Origin of the sequence: Streptomyces sp. NPDC048434, assembly GCF_043200375.1 — a bacterium.
In the GTDB taxonomy this organism is placed as follows: domain Bacteria; phylum Actinomycetota; class Actinomycetes; order Streptomycetales; family Streptomycetaceae; genus Streptomyces.
The window spans coordinates 1-4019 of sequence record NZ_JBICXQ010000079.1 but is presented as its reverse complement, the minus strand read 5'-3'; the positions used below and the strand labels follow the sequence as shown (position 1 = coordinate 4019).

Annotated in this window: 1 protein-coding gene; it reads left to right on the top strand. The window is 70.8% G+C overall.

Annotated features, from left to right (window positions below; genetic code table 11):
- Positions 1–60 precede the first annotated feature (60 nt).
- A partial coding sequence (locus tag ACGFWI_RS38840; protein ID WP_393910780.1) for an SDR family NAD(P)-dependent oxidoreductase occupies positions 61–4019 on the top strand: 3959 nt, incomplete at its 3' end.

Sequence of the window (4019 nt, the reverse complement as noted above, 5' to 3'; positions counted from 1 at the left end):
TCTGATGCCGTCGTGCAGTGGGCGCGGCACGGTGAGTCGGTCGGGTCCGAGGTGGCCCCGGTGGTTGTTGCTGCGGTTCCGGCTGCCCCGTCCGGTACTTCGGCGCCGCAGGCGGCTCAGCTGGCTGCCGCGACGGCGTTGGGTTGGGTGCAGCAGTGGCTGGCCGATCCCGAGACCGACGGTGCGCGGTTGGTGATCTGGACCCAGGGTGTGGCTGCTGGGCAGGATCTGGCCGGCGCGGCGGTGGCAGGCTTGGTCCGCTCGGCGCAGTCTGAGCATCCTGGTCGTCTGCTGCTGGTCGATGTCGACCCGGCGGCCGGCCTGGACCCCACCCACGACGCCGACGTGGACACCGTCCTGGCCGTGGCACTGGATGCCGACGAGTCTGAGATCCGTGTGCGCCCTGGCACTGACTCCACCAGCAATAGCGGCGGGGATGTGGTGGCGTTCGGTCGGCGGCTGGTCCGGGCCGGTGTGTCCGGTGAGTTGGTGCTGCCGGGTGGTTCGGGGTGGCGGGTTGAGGTGGCCCAGCCGGGTGACCTGAGCAGTGCGGCTGTTGTCGATGCTCCTGAGACGGGCGCCGAGTTGTCGGAGGGGCAGGTCCGGGTCGGTCTGCGTGCGGCGGGCGTGAACTTCCATGACGTGGTCGCCGGTCTGGGAATGGTCATGGATGGCCGGGTCCTTGGCGCAGAGGGCGCTGGGGTCGTCCTGGAGACCGGTCCCGGAGTGACCGATCTGACGGTGGGTCAGCCGGTGATGGGTCTGGTGCCGGGCTGGGGGCCGGTCGGGATCGTGGACAGCCGCCTGCTTGCCCCGATCCCGCAGGGTTGGTCGTTCCAGCAGGCCGCGGCAGTGTCGGCAGGGTTCCTAACGGCGTTCTACGCGTTGCGGGATCTGGCTCAGGTCCGTCCCGGGCAGCGAGTCCTCATTCATGCCGGTACTGGTGGTGTGGGTACGGCTGCGGTGCAGTTGGCAATGGAATGGGGCTTGGAGGTCTTCGCCACCGCCAGCCCGGCCAAGCAGCCGGCCTTGCGGGCGATGGGTGTGGACGAGACGCATATCGCCTCCACTCGTGATCTGGCTTTCTGCGAGCGGTTCCTGGCCGTGACCGGTGGCGAGGGCGTGGACGTGGTCGTCAACGCGCTGGCCGGGGAGTTCACGGACGCGTCGCTGCGGCTGCTGCCGCGCGGCGGTCAGTTCGTTGAGATGGGCAAGACCGACATCCGGAACCCCGAGCAGGTCGCCCAGGCCTACCCCGGGGTCGTCTACCAGGCGTTCGACCTGATGGACGCGGGCGTTCCGCGGATCGCGGAGATGTTCGCTGAGCTGGGGGCGATGTTCGAGGCGGGCACGCTGGTTCCGCCGCCGGTGACGTGCTTCGAGCTCTCCCAGGCTGTGACGGCGCTGCGGTATCTGCAGGCCGCCCGGCACCTCGGCAAGGTCGTACTGAACGTCCCCGCCGAGTGGGACCCGCAGGGCACCGTCCTGGTCACCGGCGGAACGGGGACGCTGGGTGGGGAGTTGGCCCGGCACCTGGTGGATGCCCGTGGCATGCGGCACCTGCTGCTGATGTCGCGGCGCGGCCCGGCCGCGCCGGGGGTTGCCCGTCTGGTTGCGGAGTTGGCGCAGTCGGGTGCGGAGGTGCGGGTGCAGGCCGGCGACGCCGCCGACCGCGACGCCCTCGCCTCGGTCCTGGCGCGGAGCACGGCTGAGCGGCCGTTGACCGCGGTGGTGCACGCCGCCGGTGTGATCGACGACGCTACCGTGGAGTCGCTGACACCGCAGCGCATGGCGACCGTCCTGTCGGCGAAGGCCGACGCGGCGTGGAACCTGCACGAGTTGACCGAGGGCGCGGGTCTGGCCGGGTTCGTGTTGTACTCCTCGGCTGCGGCTGTCATGGGCAGCGCGGGCCAGGGGAGTTACGCCGCTGCCAACGCGTTCCTGGACGCGCTGGCCGCCTACCGCCGCGACCGGCACCTGGCTGGTCAGTCGCTGGCCTGGGGGCTGTGGGCCCAGGCGTCGGAGATGACGGGGCATCTGGAGGGTGCGGGCCTGTCGCGTCTGCGCCGTGGCGGTGTTCAGCCGCTGGCGACCGAGCAGGGCCTGGCGCTGTTCGAGGCCGCTGCCGCGTTGGGTGCGCCGTTGGCGGTCCCGGCCCGGCTGGACCTGACGGGGCTGTCTCGCGGAGGGCGGCCGGTGCCCGCGTTGCTGCGCGGCTTGGCTGCTGGTGGTGTCTCCGCACGCCCGACCGCGGCCGTGGCCACGGCCGCGGACACGGGTGGCCTGGCGGCCCGGTTGGCCGCGCTCAGTCCCGCTGAGCGTGAGCATGACGTCGTGGACATCGTCCGGGCCGCTGCCGCTGTCGTTCTGGGCCATGAACGCGCTGGGGACATCGATCCTCAGCGGGCCTTCCGGGACATGGGTATCGACTCCCTGACCGGGCTGGAGCTGCGCAACCGGCTCGCGACTGAGACGGGCCTGAGCCTGCCCGCCACCTTGGTTTTCGACCAGCCGACACCGCTGGAGGTTGCCCGGTACCTGGTGGCAGAGGCATGTGGCGCCGACGGGGTCGTCGGGGAGACCGCTGTGCCGGTGGTCCGTGTCGGCACGGACGAGCCGGTGGCGATTGTCGGTATGGGTTGCCGGTTCCCGGGCGGGGTCGAGGACCCGGACGGTTTCTGGCAGCTGGTCGCCGCAGGGACCGACGCGATGTCGGGCTTCCCGGCGAATCGCGGCTGGGACGTGGCCGGCTTGCCGGATGCTGATTCCGGTGATGATGCGGGGGCTTTTGCCCGGGTGGGTGGGTTCCTGGATGGTGCTGGTGCTTTTGATGCGGAGTTCTTCGGGATCAGTCCGCGTGAGGCGTTGGGGATGGATCCCCAGCAGCGGTTGTTGCTGGAGACCTGTTGGGAGGCACTGGAGGACGCGGGGATCGCCCCGGGTTCGCTGCGTGGCACCGACACCGGCGTCTACGCCGGGATCGTCGCCTCGGGGTACCGGATCAGTGAGCAGGACGGTGCCGGCGGCTTCGGGATGACCGGGACCACGGCGAGTGTGGCGTCGGGTCGGGTGGCGTACTCGCTTGGGCTGCAGGGTCCCGCCGTCTCGATCGACACGGCGTGTTCCTCGTCGCTGACGGCGATTCACCTTGCGGCGCAGGCGCTGCGGTCCGGGGAGTGCGGGATCGCGCTGGCCGGTGGCGTCACGGTGATGGCCACCTCAGGGACATACACGGAGTTCGCGCGGCAGCGAGGACTGGCCGCTAACGGCCGGTGCAAGCCGTTCGCGGATGCCGCTGACGGTACCGGGTGGGGCGAAGGCGTCGGGATGGTGGCGCTGGAGCGGCTGTCGGATGCGCGCGCTCGTGGCCACCGGGTGTTGGCGGTCGTGGCGGGCAGTGCGGTCAACCAGGACGGGGCCAGCAACGGCTTGTCGGCGCCGAACGGGCCTTCGCAGCAGCGGGTGATCCGGGCTGCGTTGGCGAGCGCAAGGTTGCAGCCGGGCGATGTTGATGTGGTGGAGGCGCATGGCACCGGTACCGCATTGGGTGACCCGATCGAGGCGCAGGCGCTGCTGGCGACCTATGGTCAGGATCGGCCGGAGGGCCGGCCGTTGCTGCTGGGGTCGGTGAAGTCGAACATCGGCCACACGCAGGCTGCTGCCGGTGTGGCCAGTGTGATCAAGATGGTGCAGGCAATGCGGCACGGCATGCTGCCCCAGACGCTGCACGTGGATGCTCCGTCGTCGCATGTGGACTGGTCGGCCGGGGCGGTGGAACTGCTGACCGCACCTCGGGAATGGCCGGCGGGTTCCGGTCCGCGGCGGGCTGGTGTGTCGGCGTTCGGGATCAGCGGCACCAACGTCCACCTCATCCTGGAACAGCCCGCGCAGGATGTTCCGGCCCTGGACGCCCCTGTCCTGGATGGGCTGGAGTCTGCGGGTCCGGTGGCGTGGGTGTTGTCGGCGCGGTCCGGTGCGGCGGTGGCTGCGCAGGCGGGTCGGTTGGCGGAGTTCGTGAC